Genomic DNA, 22,056 nt, shown 5'->3' with positions numbered 1-22,056 from the left:
AATGGATGAGAAAAGATTGACACACTTGCAGCAACTTGAAGCTGAAAGTATTCATATTATACGGGAAGTGGCCGCCGAGTTTGAAAACCCGGTGATGCTTTACTCTATCGGTAAAGATTCTTCGGTCATGCTTCATCTTGCACGCAAGGCGTTCTATCCGGGAACATTGCCATTTCCTTTGCTGCATGTGGACACGGGATGGAAATTTCGTGAAATGTACGAATTTCGTGATCGTACTGCGAAGAATTACGGCTTTGAACTGCTGGTGTATCGTAACCCGCAAGGGGAAGCAATGGGAATTAATCCATTTGTGCATGGTAGTGCCAAACATACTGACATCATGAAAACGGAAGGGTTAAAGCAGGCACTGGATAAATATGGTTTTGATGCTGCTTTCGGCGGCGCTCGTCGTGATGAAGAGAAATCGCGGGCTAAGGAGCGGATCTATTCTTTCCGAGATCGCTCACATCGTTGGGACCCTAAAAACCAGCGTCCTGAATTGTGGCGCAATTACAATGGCCAGATTAATAAAGGCGAAAGCATTCGCGTATTCCCACTGTCTAATTGGACTGAATTGGATGTTTGGCAATATATCTATTTGGAACAAATTGATATTGTTCCTCTCTATTTTGCCAAATTACGTCCGGTCTTGGAGCGTGAGGGTACGCTGATTATGGTTGATGATGATCGGATCGATCTGAAACCGGGCGAGGTTATCAGTCAGCGCAAAGTTCGTTTCCGTACTCTTGGTTGTTGGCCGTTGACGGGAGCCGTGAAATCTGATGCTGAAACATTGCCGGAAATTATTGAAGAGATGCTGATATCGACGACAAGTGAACGGCAAGGTCGGCTGATTGATAGTGATCAATCTGCTTCTATGGAACTGAAAAAACGTCAAGGTTATTTCTAAGGAGAGCAACCATGTCAGCACTTGCACAGAATGAAACCATTGCTTATCAAATTAAACAGCAGGGCGGTGTGGAAGCTTATCTGCGTGCTCAACAAGAGAAAGGATTACTGCGTTTCTTGACATGTGGCAGTGTGGATGATGGCAAAAGTACTCTGATTGGACGCTTGTTACATGATACCCGTCAGATCTACGAAGATCAGCTTTCAACGTTGCAGAATGACAGTAAACGTATCGGTACTCAGGGTGAAAAATTAGATCTGGCTTTATTGGTGGATGGTCTTGCCGCAGAGCGTGAGCAGGGCATCACCATTGATGTGGCTTATCGCTATTTTTCAACAGAAAAACGCAAATTTATCATTGCTGATACACCGGGACATGAGCAGTACACCCGTAATATGGCAACGGGGGCATCGACCTGTGATCTCTCAATTCTGTTGATTGATGCGCGTAAAGGTGTTCAGGAGCAGACCCGTCGTCACAGTTTTATCAGTACATTGCTAGGTATTCGCCATTTGGTGGTAGCGGTGAATAAAATGGATCTGATGGAATATCGTCAGGAAGTTTTTAATCAGATCAAACAGGATTATATGAATTTCGCTGCCCAATTACCGACAAATTTGGACGTTCATTTTGTCCCAATCTCGGCACTTGATGGCGATAATATTGTCACTAGAAGTCGCAATATGGATTGGTATGAAGGGCCAGCGTTGTTGGATATCCTTGAAACCGTTGATGTAAAAAAGGAAGCCTCAAAGCAGTTACTGCGCTTTCCGGTTCAATATGTTAGCCGGCCTGATCTCGATTTTCGTGGTTACAGTGGCACACTTTCGTCCGGGATTTTACGTAAAGGGCAGAAAATTAAAGTCATGCCATCCGGTATTTGCTCACGGGTGGAGCGGATAGTGACTTTCAATGGTGATTTGGATTTTGCTGTTCCGGGTGAGGCCATTACGGTGGTGCTGAAAGATGAGATTGATATCAGCCGAGGAGATCTGCTGATTTCTGCCGATGATGAGATGATGGTTACCCGACATGCGCTGGTGGATGTGGTATGGATGTCTGAACAGCCTTTGGTGCAGGGGCAGAACCTTGATATCAAAGTGGCGGGTAAAAAGAGCCGTGGGAAAGTTGAGAATATTCAGTACCAGGTTGATATTACGAACCTGACACAGCGGGTGGCTGTTGATTTACCATTAAATGCCATCGGATCGGTGGAATTTTCTTTTGAAGAGCCATTAATGCTCGATAGCTATCAGCAAAATAGCGACACTGGCGGCATTATCTTGATCGATCGACTGACTAATGTCACTGTTGGTGCCGGGTTGGTACGTGAAATTCAGACAAATGTTTATGAAGGGCCAAAAGAATTCAGCGAATTTGAACTGGAATTGAATCGGTTGATTCGTCGTCATTTCCCTCATTGGGGAGCCAGAGATTTACTGGGAGGTAAATAAATTGGCTGACATTGAAAATCTGGCATCAGAAAACGTTGTCTGGCATCCACATCAATTGACCAGAACACTGCGGGAGGTTGAAAATGGACATCCTGCATTGGTTATTTGGTTCACTGGTTTATCGGGTTCAGGAAAATCCACTGTAGCAGGGGCCTTAGAACAGGCCCTGTTTCAACGGGGAATAAAAACTTATCTGCTTGATGGCGATAATTTGCGTCATGGCCTTTGTAGTGATTTGGGTTTTTCCGAACAGGATAGGCAGGAAAATATCCGCCGTGTAGGTGAAGTGGCCAATCTGATGGTCGATGCGGGTTTAGTCGTGCTGACGGCTTTTATCTCTCCTCATAAAGCAGAACGGCAAAAAGTTCGTGAACTGCTGGAACCAGGGCAATTTATTGAAGTTTTTGTCGATACGCCGTTGGAAATTTGCGAATCTCGTGATCCGAAAGGATTGTATAAAAAAGCCCGTGCCGGTGAAATTCGTCATTTCACGGGGATTGATTCAGTCTATGAAGTTCCCGATAACCCGGAAATTTATCTTGCAGGCCAACAACCCGTTGAAGCTTCCGTGGCCCAGTTGCTGGTGGAATTGGAAAAGAGCGGCATTATACGCTCAAGGATTAATCACGGATAACGTCAACAAAAAGCACATTATTGCGTTTTCAGTGATGTGCTTGTGTAAAATAACTGCATTCGACTATTTTTCTCCTACCCTGTTTTGTGATAGTAGCGTCATTCTTTGAGTTATGGGATGATTGACAGATATTTCAGGGGGCGGAAATGGGTAAACTGACGCTACTATTACTGGTTTTACTTGGATGGTTACAGTATTCACTGTGGCTTGGTAAAAACGGCATTCATGATTATGTGCGGGTTAAGAATGATGTTGCGATGCAAGAGCGTAATAACAGCAAACTTAAAGTGCGTAACGATCAGTTATCGGCGGAAATTGATGATCTTACTGGTGGGCAGGAAGCTATCGAAGAGCGATCCCGTAATGAATTGGGTATGATCAAACCGGGTGAAACTTTCTATCGTTTAATCGTTGATAAATCTAAAGAAAACACTTCGCGTCCCTCGACTCCAAATAACACTCAATAATTAAAATGAACAATCTATTACTTCATTCCTGTGCTGATATTATTGCTTTGGTACCAGCAGCGGGTATTGGTAGCCGAATGAATTCGGATTACCCAAAGCAATATCTGTCTATTGCCGGAAAGACCATTATTGAGCACACCTTGGCTGTATTACTTGATCATCCCCGTGTTCAGCATGTTGTGATTGTTTTAAATCCTGCGGACACACAGTTTCAATCCCTTGATGTTGCATCCGATTCGCGCATTACTACGGTAGTTGGCGGTGAACAGCGAGCAGATTCTGTACTGTCTGGTTTAAATCATCTGGCTCATTTGACTGGCAATGATAATTGTTGGGTTTTAGTGCATGATGCAGCCCGTCCTTGTTTACACCATGACGATCTTGACCGTTTGTTACAATTAGCAGAAGCAGATGAACAGGGAAATATAGCATGCGGTGGTATTCTGGCGTCGCCGGTCCGCGATACGATGAAACGTGGACGGACTGATCAAGTTATTGACCATACAGTAGAACGGCAAGATCTCTGGCACGCACTGACTCCGCAGTTTTTTCCATTGATGTTACTAAGGGATTGTTTGTCAAAAGCACTTTCGCAACACGCTAATATTACAGATGAAGCTTCCGCACTGGAATATTGTGGTTATCAACCGGTGTTGGTTAACGGGCGTTCGGACAATATAAAAGTCACGCGCCCTGAGGATTTGGCATTGGCAGAATTTTATCTGTCTAGAAAATAAAGGAACAGACATCATGAGGATCGGACACGGTTTCGATGTACATAAATTTGGTGGTGAAGGGCCGATTATTATCGGTGGTGTTCGTATTCCTTATGAACAAGGGCTGTTGGCGCATTCTGATGGTGATGTTGCTCTCCATGCGGCCACGGATGCTTTGTTAGGTGCTGCGGCATTGGGTGATATCGGGAAATTATTCCCAGATACTGATCCGGCGTTTAAAGGGGTGGATAGCCGTAAATTATTGCGCGAAGCCTATTCACGTATCAGAGAAAAGGGTTATCGGATTGGCAATCTGGATATTACGATTATCGCTCAAGCACCCAAAATGCTGCCGCATATTCCACAAATGAGAGTCAATCTGGCAGAAGATCTACAATGCCACATTGATGACATCAATGTTAAAGCCACAACTACCGAGAAATTAGGATTTGTTGGGCGTAAAGAAGGTATTGCTTGCGAAGCAGTTGCTTTGCTGGTTAAGGAATAATTGATGGTATTGGCTGAATTAAATTGGCTGTATGGACAACCAGAAGCGACGGGGATACTAAAAGCCTCGCCGGAAGATTTTATTGTCTGTGAAGATTTGGGGTTTTCTCCTGATGGAGAAGGTGAGCACTTAATGGCGCACATCCGTAAAACGGGCTGTAATACCCAATTTGTTGCAGATAACCTCGCTCGTTTCGCTGGTATACCGTCTAGATCGGTCAGTTATGCTGGCTTAAAAGACCGTCACGCAGTGACAGAGCAGTGGTTTTGTTTGCACTTACCGGGCAAACAGGAACCTGATTTTGCCTCGTTTCAGCTTGAGGGATGTGAAGTTCTGACGACCGCTCGTCAGAAACGTAAACTGCGCATTGGCGCATTGAAAGGAAATTCATTTACGCTGATTTTGCGGGGAATCAGTCATCACCAATTTGTTGAAAACAGACTACGGCTGATTCAGCAAAGTGGCGTGCCTAACTATTTTGGTGAACAGCGTTTTGGTCGGGATGGGCAGAATCTGCTTCAAGCGCAGCGTTGGGCAAATAATGAAATCCGAGTAAAAGAGAGAAATAAACGCAGTTTCTATCTGTCAGCCAGTCGTAGTGCTATGTTTAATGCGGTAGCCAGTGCGCGGATTATTCTGAAACAACAGCAACAGGTGATGAAGGGTGACGCCTTACAATTAACAGGGCGTGGTAGTTGGTTTGTTGCTGATGAAACGGAATTGCCTTTATTGCAACAGCGGGTGAGCGATGGAGAGTTACAAATAACGGCACCGTTGCCTGGTGATGGTGAATTGGGAACACAGCACCAAGCTGCGGATTTTGAACGGCAATATTTACAGCCCTATGAATCATTGTGGGAACTTATCAAGCGTGAAAGGGTGGATGGTTCCCGTAGGGCGATTCTGGTGCAGCCTCAGAATTTGAGTTGGCAATGGCAAGATAATGACACGGTGAAAATCAGTTTCTGGTTACCCGCTGGCAGTTTTGCTACCAGTGTGGTCAGGGAAATTATCAATCAGGATCAAAATAATGTTACGAATATTGTTGAGTAATGATGACGGCGTAACTGCGCCAGGGATTCAGGTTTTAACGGCAGCATTGCGAGAAAATTATCATGTGCAGGTGGTTGCGCCTGATCGTAATCGGAGTGGCGCATCTAACGCATTGACCCTTGATCGTTCATTAAGTGTTAAGACGTTGGAGAATGGTGATATCTCAGTGTTGGATGGCACACCAACGGATTGTGTCTATCTCGGTGTTAATCGTCTGGTTCTTCCTCGTCCTGAGATTGTTGTTTCTGGTATTAATCGCGGTCCTAACCTTGGAGATGATGTGATTTATTCGGGAACGGTTGCGGCTGCAATGGAAGGACGCCATCTAGGGTTGCCGGCATTGGCTATTTCACTGAATGGTGAATTGCATTACCAAACAGCGGCAGAAATCACCTGTCGTTTGCTACAAATGTTACAAACAACGCCTTTGAGAGCGGGTAATATTCTGAATGTGAATGTACCTGATCTGCCACTTGAGCAAATTAAAGGTTTTCGGGTAACTCGTTGTGGTAGCCGCCATGCCGCGGAAGAAGTTTATTCTATGCAAGATCCGAAAGGCAACATGCTTTACTGGTTGGGGCCGCCGGGAGATAAACATGATGCTGGCCCTGAAACAGATTTTGCGGCGGTGGAACAAGGATATGTCTCTATTACGCCATTACAGGTAGATCTGACTGCGTATAAAGCGCAGGCGTTAGTAAGAGATTGGTTAGCTAAAGCTGAGGTTGATGGAGAATGCTGAGTCGGGCAATGAAAAATTTGCTGACACAATTACGCCAGCAGGGAATAAAAGATGAACGTTTACTGGCCGCTATTTCCGCCGTGCCGAGAGAGCGTTTTGTCGATGAAGCACTGGCACATAAAGCGTATGAAAATACAGCTTTGCCTATTGGTCATGGGCAAACGATTTCTCAGCCTTATATTGTCGCCCGTATGACTGAACTGCTTCAATTAACACCTGATGCTAAGGTTTTGGAAATTGGTACCGGCTCTGGTTATCAGACGGCAATATTAGCGCATTTGGTCAAACATGTTTTCTCGGTAGAACGAATCAAGGGTTTACAGTGGCAGGCTAAACGGCGGTTGAAACAACTTGATTTGCATAATGTTTCAACCCGTCATGGGGATGGTTGGCAAGGATGGCCGTCGCGTGGGCTATTTGATGCTATTATTGTGACCGCAGCGCCTCCGTATATCCCACAAGAATTGATGCTTCAGCTTACGGATGGGGGAGTTATGGTTTTACCGGTAGGTGAGCGTACACAAATTCTTAAATCCGTGAAACGTCATGGCAATGGTTTTCATAGTGAAGTGATCGAAGCTGTACGCTTTGTGCCCCTTGTGCAAGGGGAACTGGCTTAAGTTCATAGTCTGTTGCAACTATTTCTCAATTAATGGTTATATTTGCTTTAATAAGCGAAATTACTTTCGTTTTGGGATTTTTGCGGTTATGTATAACCTTTAGAAATTATTAATTTTTACGCTTATCTTTGCCGTTATGGGGGAAGGAAATATGAATTCGGGAAGCCCAATGAAAAAAATACAGCGGATTGTAACGTGTTTCTTGATGGGAGTCTGGTTAGTCGGTTGTACAAATACGCCAACCCGTCCTGCGCCTATCACCAGTATTGATCAAAAACAAAGCAGAGGGAGTCATCATCCGGTAATATATTCTGGCAATTCTGCTATATCTACGCCGATGCCATCTTCACCTTCATCAATGGGGGGGGCTGATAGTAATTCGCAGGAGAGAATTGTTTATAACCGTGATTATGACAGTATTCCTAAGGGCAGCTATAACGGCAGCACTTATACAGTCAAACATGGTGATACTCTGTTTTATATCGCTTGGATCACCGGTAATGATTTTCGTGATCTTGCGAGCAAAAATAATATTTCAGAACCTTACAGTCTGACGGTGGGGCAGACTTTGAGGACCAGTAATAGCGGGATGTTAACCGCTCATAACCATAATCAAATGCAAACGGCCCTGGTTGATTCTCAATCAACTAATGCGTATCCTGCAAATTCCGGGATACAAAAGAGTGTAAAAATGTTGCCAAGGGCAACTACGTCAACAGTAAACAATACGTATTTAGAATCACCGACGACAACCGCGAGCAGTGGAAACAGTGTTGTTAGCAGTTGGATGTGGCCGGCTGAAGGTAAAATGATTGAAAGTTTCTCTGATACCCAAGGGGGTAACAAAGGGATTGATATCGCAGGCAGCAGGGGCCAGTCAGTATTTGCAACAGCGGGTGGTCGAGTTGTCTACGCCGGAAACGCCTTACGTGGATATGGAAATCTGATAATTATAAAACATAACGATGACTACCTGAGTGCCTATGCTCATAACGATACGATGCTGGTTCGTGAGCAACAAGACATCAAGGCGGGGCAAAAAATTGCCACTATGGGTAGCACGGGTACCAGTTCTGTAAGATTACACTTTGAAATTCGTTACAAGGGAAAATCCGTAAACCCGCTGCGTTATCTTCCGCAGCGATAAACTGGGCAGAATGCTGAATTCTGCCTGCATTATCATGGGTAGGGGCAGCTTATGAGCCAAAATACGCTGAAAGTTAACGAGTTGTATGATGATGCGGATTTAGATGAAAGTGGTATTGAAGCTGACGACTTCGATGAGAAATTATTGAAGAACGATGAGGATGATCTAACTGATTTTGAGAATGATTTAGATGTATTGCAGGGCATGAACCAGCGGGTTCTTGATGCAACACAACTTTATCTTGGCGAGATTGGTTTTTCTCCTTTGCTGACGGCGGAAGAAGAGGTTTTTTTCGCAAGGCGGGCATTACGTGGTGATGTTTTGGCCCGCCAGAGAATGATCGAAAGTAACTTGCGATTGGTTGTTAAAATTTCTCGTCGTTACAGTAACAGAGGCTTAGCTCTTCTTGATTTGATTGAAGAAGGTAATCTTGGCCTTATCCGTGCTGTTGAAAAATTTGACCCGGAGCGCGGGTTCAGGTTTTCTACCTATGCAACATGGTGGATTCGGCAAACCATTGAGCGGGCGATTATGAATCAAACCCGTACTATTAGGTTGCCAATCCATATTGTTAAAGAACTCAACGTCTACTTGCGTACAGCAAGAGAACTTGCCCATAAATTGGATCATGAACCTAGCCCAGAAGAGATAGCGGAGCAACTGGATAAACCGGTTGATGATGTAAGCCGAATGTTGCGATTGAATGAACGTATCATTTCGGTTGATACCCCTATTAGCAGTGATTCTGATAAAGCGTTATTGGATGTTTTATCGGATGAGAATGAAAGCGGGCCGGAGGGAACAACACAGGAAGACGATATGAAAAAGAGTATCGTCAAATGGCTGTTTGAGTTGAATTCGAAGCAACGTGAAGTATTAGCGCGTCGTTTTGGTCTTTTGGGATATGAGGCTGAAACGCTGGAAGATGTGGGCAAAGAGATTGGTTTGACAAGGGAAAGAGTGCGTCAGATCCAGGTCGAAGGTTTGCGACGTCTGAAAGATATTATGCAAACTCAAGGTTTGAATATTGAAGCGTTATTCCGTACTTAATTGTTGAGTAGTTTAACTACTTGGGTTCTGAAGAGCTGTTGTTCCTGTTTTTGCATTGTTGATGCTTGGTATTATCAGGTTCTTCAGTACCCGGTAGGATTTCCCTAATTTTGTCTTAGATGATGATAGTAAATTTTAATCAAAGATTTCTGATATTTAAATTACGGTGGTCGACTAATTTAGGGCACTTCATTATCCTCTTCCAAATAGTTTGCCTTTTCAAGGGGACAAGTTCATAGTTATCGCTGGATAGTTCTACTCTTATTTTCGTTTGAATATAATTGATATTAATACACCACATTATATCCGGCCTCTCGGGATTAAATTCATTTCGTCTGTTTATTGCCAGCATAATTCCATCTAAGCCACGGATGGCTTTTAAAGTCTCACTGTGACTTGTAAAGGTGTTGCGTATAGTGCGGCGGCTGAGTATGATAATTGTACCGAGCAGCACTGTTCAGCGGACGGATATGATTAAGAGTTTTAAACATAAAGGGTTGAAAAAGTTTTTTGAAACAGGTTCTACAGCCGGTATTAATGCTATGCAAGCTCCAAAAATTGCTACTCGTCTTGAGGTGTTGAATAGAGCTGTAAAAATTGAAGATGTAGATATCCCAGGCTTTTTTTTACACCCACTTACAGGAAACCGGAATGGTGTGTGGTCTATTACTGTGACAGGGAATTGGCGAATCACCTTTGAGTTGTATGATGGTGATGTCTACATTGTGAACTATGAGGATTACCACTAATGGCTATGATGTATAACCCCCCGCATCCCGGAATATTAGTTAAAGAGGCTATGGAGGCTCTGAATTTGAGCGCCAGAGGCTTGGCTAAGGCACTGGGTGTAGCACCATCAACTGTGCAACGCTTGGTTGTTGGCAAGTCTGATGTTTCGCCAGAAATGGCACTGAAATTGTCTGTCGTTATTGGCAGTTCACCTCAAGTTTGGATGGGAATGCAGGTGGACTATGATTTATGGCAGGCAAAACAGCATATCGATGTGTCTCATCTTCATCGATTGCAAATAGCTTGATTGACATATTTCAATGTCCCTGATTCTGAATCATCTCAATTGTTTTGTCGTTGGTCTGAAAGGTGAGTATTAGCTCACCTTTTTTTAATCAGTATCTCAAATTACAGGGATGCCACTGTGGAATTTAAAATCGCTATCTGGATTTTGAATCAATTCAGCTTCAACACGGCCAAAATAGTTTACCCGTTCGGTAATATCTTCATTAGCAACAGATTGCGCTAGTGAAAGATAGTCCTGGTAGTGACGTGCTTCAGAGCGCAGCAGCGAGATATAAAATTTACTCAGATCTTCATCCAAATGAGGGGCTAGTTTGGCGAAACGTTCACAAGAACGCGCCTCAATATAAGCGCCGATAATTAGCTTATCCACCAATGTATAAGGTTCATGGTTGGTGATATGGCTAAGCATGCCTTTAGCATAACGGCTGGCAGTGATGCTTTCATAGCTGATATCGCGTGCGTCCATGATCTCCAGCACTTGATAGAAGTGATGTAGCTCTTCTTTAATCAGCAATACCATTTTATCAATCAGATCCTGGCTATAGGGTGAATTAGCTTTAGCAGTGATCTGTTTGGTCGCTTGGTTTGGACCTCTTAATGAATTGAGATCGCCAACTTTCTTGTAAGCAAAATCTTCATAAGGTTTAAACCATGCCAGAAGTGTATCCTCACTTCGCTGATCTACGGCATACTTGCGGATCAAAAACATAGCGCTCTGTGCTGCTTTCAGCTCGCATAACAGATGATCCCGTAGAAGCACAGGTAAATTTTCAGGCTGTTTTGCTTTATCTACCCACAAATCCGGGGTTTCACATTGCAAAAAATGGTATATCGGTTGTAAAAGGCTTTTGTCAAACACGTTCTTACACCATATCTTTTAGTCGATAAATCCATTCTAATGCTTGACGCGGAGTCAGTGAATCTGGATTAAGATTTTCTAATGCTTCAACCGCCGGTGACGTCTCTTCTGTTAATAGCGCGAGTTGCGGTGTATCGACATGACTTGCCGTTGCATGGTTGGATAGCGATTCCAGCTCTTTAAGTTTCTGACGCGCTCGTTTAATCACTTCGCGTGGAACGCCAGCGAGAGAAGCAACTGCCAACCCGTAACTCTTACTGGCTGCGCCTTCTTGTACGCTGTGCATAAATGCGATGGTATCGCCATGCTCTACCGCATCCAGATGAATATTAACCACGCCTTCAAGTTTTTCCGGCAACGTGGTCAGCTCAAAATAGTGAGTGGCGAACAACGTCATCGCTTTAATGCGGTTTGCCAGATTTTCTGCGCACGCCCATGCCAGAGAAAGGCCATCGTAGGTTGATGTCCCTCTGCCAATCTCATCCATCAATACCAAACTTTGTTCTGTCGCATTGTGCAAGATATTGGCGGTTTCGGTCATTTCCACCATAAAGGTTGAACGACCGGATGCCAGATCATCGGAAGCGCCTACACGGGTGAATATGCGATCAACTGGGCCAATAACCGCTTTTTCCGCTGGTACAAAGCTACCGATATAGGCCAGAAGTGTAATAAGCGCCGCCTGACGCATATAGGTACTTTTACCGCCCATGTTTGGACCGGTAATAATCAGCAGACGCCGCTGTGAAGATAAAGAAAGAGGGTTTGAGATAAATGGCTCACTCAGAACCTGCTCAACAACCGGATGACGACCACCGGTGATTTGAATTCCCGGTTTATCGCTCAATGTTGGGCAAACATAATTCAGGGTTTCAGCGCGTTCTGCCAGATTTGCCAATACATCAAGTTCAGCCAGTGCTTCGGCACTGGTTTGTAATTCGGCCAAATGAGGCAGCAGCAGATCGAATAATTCTTCATAAAGCGCTTTCTCTATTGCCAGAGATTTCCCTTTAGAGGTCAGAACTTTATCTTCATACTCTTTTAGCTCAGGGATGATATAACGCTCAGCATTTTTCAGTGTCTGGCGGCGGACATAATGAATTGGCACCAGATGGCTCTGTCCTCGGCTGACTTGAATATAGTAGCCATGAACACCATTAAAGCCGACTTTCAGAGTATCAATACCCAGTTTTTCCCGTTCACGGATTTCCAGTTGTTCCAGATAGTTACTGGCGCCATCAGCCAGTGTGCGCCACTCATCCAGTTCACTGTTATAACCCGGTGCGATTACGCCACCATCCCGAACCAATACCGGCGGGGTTTCTACAATTGCTCTTTCAAGTAATTCCTGTAATTCATCAAACCTGCCGATATTTTTCTGCAATTGTTTGATATAGGAGGAATCTGAGGAGTCCATAATTTGGTGGATATCCGGTAATTGCTGGAATGCATGGCGCATTCTTGCCAGATCCCTTGGTCGAGCGGAGCGTAGAGCCAAGCGTGCTAACACACGTTCGAGATCGCCTATCTGTAGCAAAAATGGCTGCAACTCCAGCCCAATTTCTTGCAAGGTAGCAATGGCTTGTTGACGATTTTCTAATATCTGGCGGTCCCTGACAGGGGCATGCAACCAGCGTTTCAACATTCGGCTACCCATTGGGGTAACACACAGATCAAGAACAGAAGCGAGCGTATTATCTGTACTGCCAGACAAGTTTTGTGTCAGTTCCAAATTACGGCGGGTTGCCGCATCCATAATAACCGTATCTTGCTGACGTTCCATCGTAATGCCACGGATATGTGGCAGCGCCGTGCGTTGAGTATCTTTGACGTATTGCAACAGGCAACCAGCGGCACGCAGAGCAAGTGCTGCTTTTTCCACACCAAAACCGATGAGATCACGGGTACCAAATTGCAGGTTCAATTGCTGTTTTGCGGTATCCAGTTCAAATTCCCATAAAGGGCGACGGCGCAGGCCATGAAAATTTTCAATCAGCGCCATATGCTCAAAACTTTCAGGATAGAGCAATTCAACAGGGCGGCTACGTTGCAATTCAGCGGCTATTGTTTCCCGTTCTGCCATTTCAGATATTTGGAAGCGGCCAGATGTTACATCCAGTGTGGCATAACCAAACCCTTGATTATCGTGCCAAATAGCCGCCAGCAGGTTATCCTGCCGTTCCTGTAATAGTGCTTCATCTGTCACGGTTCCGGGGGTAACGATGCGGACGACTTTACGTTCAACCGGGCCTTTGCTGGTGGCAGGATCGCCAATTTGTTCACATATAGCGACCGATTCACCTAATTGAACCAGCTTAGCTAAATAGTTTTCCACTGCATGATGTGGCACGCCTGCCATAGGGATAGGATTGCCGGCTGATTGACCTCGTTTGGTCAGGGAAATATCCAGCAATTTTGCCGCTTTTTTGGCATCGTCATAAAACAGCTCATAGAAATCTCCCATTCTATAAAACAGCAGAATATCAGGGTGCTGTGCTTTAAGACGGAGATATTGCTGCATCATGGGCGTGTGAGTGTCGAAGGTTTCTGTATTAATCATGCGGTGGTCTTAGTTAAGTTTGTGAATCAATTCTTTCGTTATGGTATCGCACCAAGCTTTAAACTTACACAAGTAAAATCTGGAAGCAATTCGCAAATTTAGTTGTAATTTTGGTCTGGTTAATTTGGCTGTGTGTAGAAGATAAAGCTGCGTTGCCGAAGTGGTTGAAAGAATTTCCCAATGTTGACTGGTTTTTGCTTTCTAATACTAACAACCGTAATTGCATTGTTGATAAAAAACTTCCTCAGTGATGATAGTAAGATTGTTGAACTCGGTATTGATGTCGCCGTCAGTATGACCAATCTAAAATCTGAGCAAGTGTCTTATTAGTTTTGTCATCAGCTTTGCCGGCAGACTAAGCCTTTATGTGCTAAGAACTTTTTTATGGAAATTTTTTGTTGAAATTATGGAATGCTAAAATGGCAGAAGCCTAGCAATTTAGCTAGGCTTCGCAGGTCCCTCAAAGGGGATAAATATTTGGGGCCTCTATGGGCAACAGCTGTATTGTGGGCGATCTTACTGGAGAAATCAAGTGTTATGATTTTGATAACAATTGACTTGCATTTATGGATTTAATTATTGCCAATTGGATTTTAGTGATAATTTCTTTGGGTAAAATCTGATTTAAATAACCTCTATTAGTTCTTGGCCTTTGTAGCCGTTTTCGACTGACTTGTTGTACAAGATCCGCTTTTGCCCAGCGTGTTATTTGTTCAAAATATTTCATATTTTCAATAACGTTTTTATCAATTACAACGTGCATTCCACGTTGTAATTTATTTTGATCACATTTGCTTGATAGAGGAACAACTATACAGGCATTGCCATCTATTTTACCGTTTATAATAACGATAAGCCGATTTTTTACCATTTCAGGTGGTATATGACCATCATAGGAATTAGTTATTATTTTGCCTTCTTTATTTTTTGGGTAATTCCCATAATCACATTCCAATATTTCTCCCACTTTGGGACTAAAATTTATAGGCACTTGTTATTCCTCTATATAAGGTGATAGATTCTACTATGACTTAATGATTTTTACTAAGGACTTATTTCAATAGGATTATATAATGGAAATCGGCCATTCTCATCGATGTAAAATAAAAACGGTTGATTACTGAAAATTGTGATGTATATCATATTTTAAATATGGATGAAATTTGCTGTATTCATTAGTCGTACTACTACAGCCGTAAAAGCCCAAAGTCCGTGTTTTTTCTGATGTTCATGACGCAAAAAAATCGCATGGTTTGAAAATTTCCTGTGAGCGTTTCTTCTGTTGAAAAAAGGAAATATGGCTGTAGTATTCTAGAGAAAGCACTAACTGAGTGGCTGGATTAGTTTATAATTCGTGATATACATTCACTTTAAGTATCACTATATATTTATTTTTAAACCATTGTCATTGGATGATGATAATTGAGTGGGACAGTAATAATAGATGAGTTAATCAATTATAAATGTGTGGTTAAAATATAGTTTTTACATACAGAAGTTAAAAAATAAGAAATTATAAATGAATTGTTTTCCAAGTATATTCAACCAAAAGTATATCTTTGTCATAAACAATAATACATGAGTTTGAACCCGTATTGAGCTTACGTGTCGAATATTAGGTTAACTCCAGCAAATTAAGTACCACTGGCCCGATGCAGCGCAGTGAATATTTTTTTAATGCACGGGCCAGAAGATTACGCTTGTCTTATGCGAAGCTGGTTCCTTCCAAATTATTTGATCACAGAAGCGTCTATCAAGGTGATACCGCCGATGATAGCCCAAGTGGTCCACGGTGATGTAGTTGATGAAGTAGTTTGCCAGAGGTGCCAGAGTGCCTTATCAAGGCCAAGCACAAAGACTTCAATCCGGCCGTCTGAATTCTTCGCTACTGTTGGGGCACTGGCGATAATGCCTGTAAATGAGCTCCAGTTAGACCACGGGCCGTTATGATAAACCTGCCAGGTGCGCCAGAGCGTGTTATCAGCGCCACGTGCGAAGACCTCAAGCCGACCAGAGAGATTCTTTACCACCGCCGGGGCGCTAGTGATCACGCCATCCAAACATTGCCAGTTTGACCACGAAACGGAATCAGAGCTGATCTGCGAGATATGCCGGAGTGTGCTATCGGCACTGCGTGCAAAGACTTCAAGCCGACCATCGCAGTTGTCGATGACCACTGGGTCGCTAGTGATCACGCCATTCAACGATTTCCAGCTTGACCACTGATCGGTGTGGGCAGCGGTTTGCCAAATGTGCCAGAGAGCGTTATCGGAGCCGCGTGCAAAGACTTCAAGCCGGCCATCGGCGTTGACACGTGCAGTTGGGTTACTGGTGAGCGTGCCACCCAGAGATTTCCAGCTTGACCACGAATTGGTATGGGCAGAGGTTTGCCAGATGTGCCAGAGAGCGTTATCGGTGCCGCGTGCAAAGACCTCAAGTCGGCCATCCGAGTTGATACATACCTCCGGGTTACTGGTGATCCCACCATACAGCGGCTGCCAGCTTGACCAAGTATTGATATCGGCAGCGGTTTGCCAGTTGTGCCAGAGCGCATTATCCGTGCCACGCACGAATACTTCCAATCGACCGTCCGCATTACGACAGACGGCGGGTTTGCTAGTCACGACTCCGTTAACTTTGTTCCAGCCGGCCCAGGAGGAGTTTGGCAGCGGTGTTGTTTGCCAATTGTGCCACACTGCGTTGTCAGTGCTTACACCGAAAACCTCAAGTCGATTATCGGCATTGTTTGCTACTGAGACAATTCCAGATAATGCTATCGCAGAGTTCTCGATTGCTATCTCACTGGCAACATATGTTTCGGTATTATCTGGCGTTGGCATTTTAATAGGTTCCTTTTTCATATATATTCTCTTTAAAAATAGTTTTTCGGATTTAAATAAATAATCATTTAATGAGAAGGATGTTCGACTTTATATATTGATATATTCACTAGCCTCCTATGTCGTTTTATTAATAAAATAAACTATGGATTTTTTTGTTAACTATTGATCTATAAAGTATTATATAAATATGGCCTCGAATTATGTGATTATATGTTTATTCACATGGGATCATATCAGTGAAATAATTTTTAAATAAATTATTTTTATTTTAAAGTCCTCGTGGATTCTATTTTAACTATATTTTTTTCATGGTTTTTAAGTTTTGTTTAAAATATTTTATGTAATAATTATTAAAGCACACAATTCATAATCTGGCCATTGAGAAACGCAGATCCTGATTTAATCATGTACCTAAAAGAGGTTATTCTGTTTAAAGTTGTTTTCCAGACATATTCGACTAAGAGCCTGTTTCAGATAGACAAAAATATGTCCTGGTTATCAACAATAATATGTGAGTTCGAATATGTGTCAGGTTGGTGTATCGAATATTGGATTTTTACCGGCAAATTAGGCACCACTGGCCCGATGAAGCGCAGTGAATATTTTCCTTAGCGTATCGGGCCAGAAGGTGACGTTCGTTCTGTGCAAAGCTGGATTCATTCCAGATTATTTGATTGCTGAAGCGTCGATTAAGTTGCCATTGAGGGATACCCAAGCGGACCACGATGGTGTGGCTTGCCAGATGTTCCAGAGAGCGTTATCGGTGCCACGCGCAAAAACTTCAAGCCGACCATCGGCGTCTTCCACCGCTGTTGGCGCACTGGTGATCGTGCCATTCAGCGTGGCCCAGTTGGACCACGGACCAGAATGGGATACCGTTTGCCAGATGTGGTAGAGAGCGTTATTGGTACCGCGTGCAAAAACTTCCAGCCGGCCATCGGCATTTTTCGCCACCGCAGGGGCGCTAGTGATCACGCCATTCAACGAGGCCCAATTGGACCACGGACCGGCATGGGGAGCGGTTTGCCAAATGTGGTAGAGAGCGTTATTAGTGCCGCGTGCAAAGACTTCAAGCCGACCATCAGCGGTACCGATGACGACCGGATCGCTAGTGATCTCACCGCCGAGTGAATCCCAGTTCGACCACTGGTTGGAATGGGGAGCGGTTTGCCAGATGTGGTAGAGGGCGTTATTGGTACCACGCGCAAAGACTTCCAGCCGACCGTCTGAGTTGATATGAACTGCGGGGTTGCTGGTGATAACGCCATTCAAAGATTGCCAATTTGACCACGGACCGGAATGAGCGACAGTTTGTGAGATGTGGTAGAGAGCGTTATTGGTGCCACGCGCAAAGACTTCGAGTCGGCCATCGGTATTGGCATATACCGCCGGATTACTAGTAATTGTACCTCCTAAAGATTGCCAGTTTGACCAACCGGCATTAGCGGCGGTTTGCCAGATATGCCAGAGCGCATTATCTGTGCCACGTGCGAATACTTCCAATCGACCGTCTGTATTGATATAAACGACAGGTTTGCTGGTTACATTTCCGTTAAGTGAGATCCAGCCGGACCAGGAAGAGCCTGAATGTGGCGCTGTTTGCCTATTGTGCCACACGGCATTGTCAGTCCCCACACCGAAAACCTCAAGTCGGCCGTCGGTGGTGTTGACTACCGAGACAATTGCAGACAACGCGATTGACGCATTTTCGATTGCGACCTCATTTGCAACAAGTAACTCGACATGATCTGGCTTTGGTATATTAATAGGTTCTTCTTGCATATATATCCTCGTTAGAAATAATTTTTCAGATTCACTAAATAGTCATTTAATAAGCAAGATGTTTAATTCTATGAATTAATATTCTCACTTTTACTCTTATATTCTTTGAAAAAATGATTAATGTTTTATGTGATGCTGGTTGATGGTCCGTGAATTATTAAGTGGATGAGATGCTACATTATAAAACCTCGTGTGTTTATATATATTTTTACATACGGTTATTCAAAAATAATAAATTATGAATGAACTATTTTTCTGTTTTAAAGTTTCATCTTTATTATATTTGAAAATATATTTTTATCATGATTGTTTTAATTGCATTAAAAACATTTGATAATCTTTACGGAAGCAAACAGTTTGCCTACTAGCATTAAAAAACGCAGATTCTAATTCATGAATGTTCTATAAAATGGAGGCATTGTTTGAAATTGTCTTTTGGGTATATTCGACCAAGAGTCTACATTGGATAGACGAAATTATATTTTTGTCATAAATAACAGGCTCAAGCTTGAATAAGTGTCGGGCTTGCATGTTGAGAGTTGAGCTAACTCCAGCAAATAAGATATTATTGGCCCGATACAGCATAGTGAATATTTTCTCTAATGCATCAGGCCAAAAGGTTATGTATATCTTGTGCGGAGCTGAGCTTGACAGATTATTTCATTGCTTAAGCGTTGCTCAAGGTGTCCCGAGGGATGCCCAGCCAGACCATGAACCGGATGCTACCTTCTGCCAGATGTGCCAGAGCGCGTTATCAGTACTGCGGGCAAAGACTTCAAGGCGACCATCGGCGTTGGCATATATGGCAGGGTTACTGGTAATTGTGCTCCCTAAAGATTGCCAGCCTGACCAACCGGAATTGGGAGCGACCTGCCAGATATGCCAGAGCGCGTTATCGGCACTGCGGGCAAAGACTTCAAGGCGACCATCGGCGTTGGCATATACGGCAGGGTTACTGGTAATTGTGCTCCCTAAAGATTGCCAGCCTGACCAACCGGAATTGGGAGCGACCTGCCAGATGTGCCAGAGCGCGTTATCGGTACCGCGGGCAAAGACTTCAAGGCGACCATCGGCGTTAGCATATACGGCAGGGTTACTGGTAATTGTGTTCCCTAAAGATTGCCAGCCTGACCAACCGGAGTTGGGAGCGGTTTGCCAGATGTGCCAGAGCGCGTTATCGGCACCGCGGGCAAAGACTTCAAGGCGACCATCGGCGTTAGCATATATGGCAGGGTTACTGGTAATTGTGTGCCCTAAAGATTGCCAGTTTGACCAACCGGAATTGGGAGCGGCCTGCCAGATGTGCCAGAGCGTGTTATCGGTACCGCGGGCAAAGACTTCAAGACGACCATCGGCGTTAGCATGTACGGCAGGGTCACTGGTAATTGTGTTCCCTAAAGATTGCCAGTCGGACCAACCGGAATTGGGAGCGGTTTGCCAGATGTGCCAGAGCGTGTTATCGGCACCGCGGGCAAAGACTTCAAGGCGACCATCGTCGTTAGCATATACGGCAGGGTTACTGGTAATTGTGTGCCCTAAAGATTGCCAGTCGGACCAACCGGAATTGGGAGCGACCTGCCAGATGTGCCAGAGCGCGTTATCAGCACCGCGCACGAATACTTCCAATCGACCGTCCAAATTACGAGAAACAGCGGGTTTGTTAGTCACTGAGACAATGCTGGACATCGCGATAGATGAGTTTTCGGTTTTTAGCTGTATTAGTTCATTTGCAACAGAAAACTCGGTATTATCTGGCTTTGGTATATTAATAGATTCTTCTTGCATATATATCCTCGTTAGAGATAATTTTTCAGATTCACTAAGTAGTTATTTAATAAACAAGATATTTAATTCTGTGAATTAACATTCTCACTTTTACTCTTTATTCTTTGAAGAAGCAGTTAATGCTTTGTTTGATGCTGATTGATGATCCGTGAAATATTAAGTGAATCAGATGCTACATTATAAAACCTTTTCTGTTTATATATATTTTTGCATACGGTTATTCAAAAATAATAAATTATGAATGAACTGTTTTGCTGTTTTAAGGTTTCATCTTTATTATATTTGAAAATATATTTTTATCATGATTGTTTTAATTGCATTAAAAACATTTGATAATCTTTACGGAAGAGAATAGTTTGCCGACTGGCATTAAAAAACACAGGTTCTAGTGCATGAATGTTCTATAAAACGGGGGGGTGTTTGACATTGCCTTTTTGGGCCTAATTCGACCAAGAGACTACATTGGATAGACAAAACTATATCTTCATCATCAACAATATGCGCGAGTTTGAGAGAATGCTTGGTTTGCGTGTTGAGAATTGGGTTGATTCCAGTAAATTTGGATTGATTCCAGTAAATAAGGTATTGCTGGCCCGATGCGGCATAGTGAATGTTTTCCTTAATGCATCAGGCCAGGCAGTTATGCGTGTCTTGTGCGAAGCAGATTATTTAATTGCTGAAGCGTCGATCAAGGTGCCGCCGAGGGATACCCAATCGGACCACAATGATGATGTAATTTGCTGAATATGCCAGAGTGCGTTATCCGCACCGCGTGCAAAAACTTCAAGCCGGCCGTCAGAATTCTTCGCCACCGTAGGAGCGCTGGTAATCACGCCGGACAATGAGGTCCAATCAGACCATGAACCCGATGCTGCCGTCTGCCAGATATGCCAGAGAGCGTTATCAGGGCCACGTACAAAGACCTCAAGCCGACCATCGGCGTTGATATGTACCGCAGGGTCGCTGGTGATGACGCCAGACAGTGACTGCCAGTTTGTCCAACCTGCATTAGGAGCAACTTGCCAAATGTGCCAGAGAGCGTTATCGGAACCGCGTGCAAAGACCTCAAGCCGACCATCAGAGTTGCTGATTACCACTGGATTGCTCGTTATCACACCACTCAGTGATTGCCAATTTGTCCAGGGATAGGCATGAGAAGTCGTTTGCCTGATGTACCAGAGAGAGTAATCGTTGCTACGCGCAAAGACCTCAAACTGACCACTGGCGTTGACATATACCGTTGGGTCACTGGTAAGTACGCCATTTAGTGACTGCCAATTAGACCACGGACCGGCATGGGGTGCGGTTTGCCAGATATGCCAGAGTGTGTTATCGGAACTGCGAGCAAAGACCTCAAGCCGTCCATCGGAGTTGACATATACCACTGGATTGCTGGTGATCTGGCCACCTAAAGATTGCCAGCCTGACCAACTGGTGCCGGGGATGGGGGCGGTCTGCCAGTTATGCCATAAAGCATTATCTGTGCCACGTACGAATACTTCCAATCTACCGTCTGAGTTAATGTGAACGGCGGGTTTGCTGGTCGCTCCTTCATTTAGTGAGTGCCAGCCAGACCAGAAAGATATGGTATTTGGCGCCGTTTGCCAGTTGTGCCACACAGCATTGTTGATGCTCACGCCAAAAACCTCTAGCCGACCATCGGCGTTGTTTGCCGCTGAAATAACTCCGGGTAACGCAGTCCAAGAGATTTCATTGGATACTTCTATTTCGTTTGCAACAGATGACCCGGTATTATCTGGAATTGATGTATTAATAGATTCTTTTTTCATATATATATCCTCTTTAGGCATGGTTTTTTAGACTCACTAAATAGTCATTTAGTAAACAGTATATTTAATTTCACATTAATACTTTCGATTGCATTCTGTAT

General features: G+C 43.9%; 20 protein-coding genes. 13 read left to right on the top strand and 7 right to left on the bottom strand.

Annotated features, from left to right (window positions below):
- Nucleotide 1 precedes the first annotated feature (1 nt).
- From cysD to EAE93_RS19525, 13 genes are all read left to right on the top strand, one after another.
- Nucleotides 2-910 (top strand): sulfate adenylyltransferase subunit CysD, encoded by a 909-nt coding sequence (gene cysD, locus EAE93_RS19585; protein WP_036808476.1) that lies wholly within the window; start codon nucleotides 2-4, stop codon nucleotides 908-910.
- Between the two features lie 11 nt (nucleotides 911-921).
- Nucleotides 922-2,364 (top strand): sulfate adenylyltransferase subunit CysN, encoded by a 1,443-nt coding sequence (cysN, locus tag EAE93_RS19580; protein ID WP_040151616.1) that lies wholly within the window; start codon nucleotides 922-924, stop codon nucleotides 2,362-2,364.
- 1 nt (nucleotide 2,365) lies between these two features.
- On the top strand, nucleotides 2,366-2,998 hold the full coding sequence (gene cysC, locus EAE93_RS19575) for an adenylyl-sulfate kinase (RefSeq protein ID WP_181148364.1): 633 nt from the start codon (nucleotides 2,366-2,368) through the stop codon (nucleotides 2,996-2,998).
- Between the two features lie 146 nt (nucleotides 2,999-3,144).
- The gene (gene ftsB, locus EAE93_RS19570) at nucleotides 3,145-3,465 is read left to right on the top strand and encodes a cell division protein FtsB (protein ID WP_036808472.1); all 321 of its coding nucleotides are present in this window, start codon (nucleotides 3,145-3,147) and stop codon (nucleotides 3,463-3,465) included.
- A 5-nt stretch (nucleotides 3,466-3,470) separates the two neighbouring features.
- On the top strand, nucleotides 3,471-4,202 hold the full coding sequence (gene ispD, locus EAE93_RS19565; protein ID WP_214040377.1) for a 2-C-methyl-D-erythritol 4-phosphate cytidylyltransferase: 732 nt from the start codon (nucleotides 3,471-3,473) through the stop codon (nucleotides 4,200-4,202).
- A 13-nt stretch (nucleotides 4,203-4,215) separates the two neighbouring features.
- Nucleotides 4,216-4,689: a 2-C-methyl-D-erythritol 2,4-cyclodiphosphate synthase gene (ispF, locus tag EAE93_RS19560; protein ID WP_011145090.1), complete on the top strand. Its 474-nt coding sequence runs from the start codon at nucleotides 4,216-4,218 to the stop codon at nucleotides 4,687-4,689.
- A 3-nt stretch (nucleotides 4,690-4,692) separates the two neighbouring features.
- Entirely contained in the window at nucleotides 4,693-5,742 is a 1,050-nt protein-coding gene (gene truD / locus EAE93_RS19555) for a tRNA pseudouridine(13) synthase TruD (RefSeq protein WP_040151611.1), read from the top strand.
- Nucleotides 5,720-6,484 (top strand): 5'/3'-nucleotidase SurE, encoded by a 765-nt coding sequence (gene surE, locus EAE93_RS19550; protein WP_214040376.1) that lies wholly within the window; start codon nucleotides 5,720-5,722, stop codon nucleotides 6,482-6,484. The genes truD and surE overlap by 23 nt, the downstream gene beginning before the upstream one ends.
- Complete coding sequence (locus EAE93_RS19545) at nucleotides 6,478-7,104, top strand: protein-L-isoaspartate(D-aspartate) O-methyltransferase (protein ID WP_036778033.1); 627 nt, start codon at nucleotides 6,478-6,480, stop codon at nucleotides 7,102-7,104. The genes surE and EAE93_RS19545 overlap by 7 nt, the downstream gene beginning before the upstream one ends.
- Before the next feature lie 169 nt (nucleotides 7,105-7,273).
- The gene (gene nlpD / locus EAE93_RS19540; protein WP_181147853.1) at nucleotides 7,274-8,251 is read left to right on the top strand and encodes a murein hydrolase activator NlpD; all 978 of its coding nucleotides are present in this window, start codon (nucleotides 7,274-7,276) and stop codon (nucleotides 8,249-8,251) included.
- A 51-nt stretch (nucleotides 8,252-8,302) separates the two neighbouring features.
- Complete coding sequence (gene rpoS / locus EAE93_RS19535) at nucleotides 8,303-9,301, top strand: RNA polymerase sigma factor RpoS (protein WP_036808449.1); 999 nt, start codon at nucleotides 8,303-8,305, stop codon at nucleotides 9,299-9,301.
- A 470-nt stretch (nucleotides 9,302-9,771) separates the two neighbouring features.
- Nucleotides 9,772-10,050, top strand: coding sequence for a type II toxin-antitoxin system RelE/ParE family toxin (locus tag EAE93_RS19530; RefSeq protein ID WP_036778064.1), 279 nt, complete (start codon nucleotides 9,772-9,774; stop codon nucleotides 10,048-10,050).
- The gene (locus EAE93_RS19525; RefSeq protein WP_214040375.1) at nucleotides 10,050-10,337 is read left to right on the top strand and encodes a HigA family addiction module antitoxin; all 288 of its coding nucleotides are present in this window, start codon (nucleotides 10,050-10,052) and stop codon (nucleotides 10,335-10,337) included. Before EAE93_RS19530 ends, EAE93_RS19525 begins: the two co-directional genes overlap by 1 nt.
- Nucleotides 10,338-10,433: 96 nt before the next feature.
- On the opposite strand, the gene miaE is transcribed toward EAE93_RS19525, so the two are convergent.
- The 7 genes from miaE to EAE93_RS19490 form a co-directional block, all read right to left on the bottom strand.
- Nucleotides 10,434-11,195 carry a tRNA isopentenyl-2-thiomethyl-A-37 hydroxylase MiaE gene (gene miaE, locus EAE93_RS19520; RefSeq protein WP_105398949.1) on the bottom strand — a complete coding sequence of 254 codons (762 nt, stop codon included), beginning with the start codon at nucleotides 11,193-11,195 and terminating at the stop codon, nucleotides 10,434-10,436.
- Nucleotides 11,196-11,199: 4 nt separating this feature from the next.
- Entirely contained in the window at nucleotides 11,200-13,755 is a 2,556-nt protein-coding gene (gene mutS / locus EAE93_RS19515) for a DNA mismatch repair protein MutS (RefSeq protein ID WP_214040374.1), read from the bottom strand.
- A gap of 535 nt (nucleotides 13,756-14,290) precedes the next feature.
- A complete protein-coding gene (locus tag EAE93_RS19510; RefSeq protein WP_036808434.1) occupies nucleotides 14,291-14,746 on the bottom strand; it encodes a type II toxin-antitoxin system PemK/MazF family toxin in 456 nt (151 codons plus the stop codon).
- A gap of 739 nt (nucleotides 14,747-15,485) precedes the next feature.
- Complete coding sequence (locus EAE93_RS19505; protein ID WP_110086396.1) at nucleotides 15,486-16,616, bottom strand: PLL family lectin; 1,131 nt, start codon at nucleotides 16,614-16,616, stop codon at nucleotides 15,486-15,488.
- Nucleotides 16,617-17,264: 648 nt separating this feature from the next.
- Complete coding sequence (locus tag EAE93_RS19500; protein WP_214040373.1) at nucleotides 17,265-18,380, bottom strand: PLL family lectin; 1,116 nt, start codon at nucleotides 18,378-18,380, stop codon at nucleotides 17,265-17,267.
- Between the two features lie 678 nt (nucleotides 18,381-19,058).
- Nucleotides 19,059-20,165, bottom strand: coding sequence for a PLL family lectin (locus EAE93_RS19495; RefSeq protein ID WP_214040372.1), 1,107 nt, complete (start codon nucleotides 20,163-20,165; stop codon nucleotides 19,059-19,061).
- Between the two features lie 665 nt (nucleotides 20,166-20,830).
- Nucleotides 20,831-21,955, bottom strand: a complete 1,125-nt coding sequence (locus EAE93_RS19490) for a PLL family lectin (protein ID WP_214040371.1) — start codon at nucleotides 21,953-21,955, stop codon at nucleotides 20,831-20,833.
- Nucleotides 21,956-22,056 lie beyond the last annotated feature (101 nt).

This window comes from Photorhabdus akhurstii (assembly GCF_018448925.1).
GTDB lineage: Bacteria > Pseudomonadota > Gammaproteobacteria > Enterobacterales > Enterobacteriaceae > Photorhabdus > Photorhabdus akhurstii.
Note: the sequence above shows the minus strand (reverse complement) of the source record. Positions and strands in the feature narration are given on the sequence as shown.